1 pseudogene is annotated in these 602 nt (G+C 61.0%); it reads left to right on the top strand.

The window, feature by feature from the left end:
• Positions 1-602: pseudogene (locus J4617_RS22830) on the top strand (oxaloacetate decarboxylase); the annotation flags it as partial.

The following is a 602-nucleotide window of genomic DNA, read 5'->3' as shown; positions in this document are numbered from 1 at the left end:
CAGAACCTGCTCGGCTACCGCCACTACGCCGATGATGTGGTGGAGCGCTTCGTTGAGCGGGCGGTGAAAAACGGCATGGATGTGTTCCGCGTTTTCGACGCCATGAACGACCCGCGTAATATGAAGGCGGCATTACAGGCGGTGCGCAGCCACGGCGCGCACGCCCAGGGCACGCTCTCGTACACCACCAGCCCGGCGCACACGTTGCAGACCTGGCTGGACCTGACCGAACAGCTGCTGGAAACCGGCGTTGACTCGATTGCCATCAAGGATATGTCCGGCATTCTTACACCGATGGCGGCGTATGAGCTGGTCAGCGAAATCAAAAAACGCTATGACGTGCGCCTGCACCTGCACTGCCATGCCACCACCGGGATGGCGGAGATGGCCCTGCTGAAGGCTATCGAGGCGGGTGTTGACGGCGTGGACACGGCGATTTCCTCCATGAGCGCCACCTACGGCCACCCGGCCACCGAAGCGCTGGTGGCGACGTTGGCAGGTACTGAGCACGACACCGGGTTGGATATCCTGAAGCTGGAAAATATCGCCGCGTACTTCCGCGAGGTGCGCAAAAAGTATCACGCCTTTGAAGGCCAGCTGAA

The sequence above is a fragment of the Salmonella sp. 32010601201800023SM genome (assembly GCF_017572235.1).
In the GTDB taxonomy this organism is placed as follows: Bacteria; Pseudomonadota; Gammaproteobacteria; order Enterobacterales; family Enterobacteriaceae; genus Salmonella; species Salmonella enterica.
This window is presented reverse-complemented; position numbering and strand designations above follow the sequence as displayed.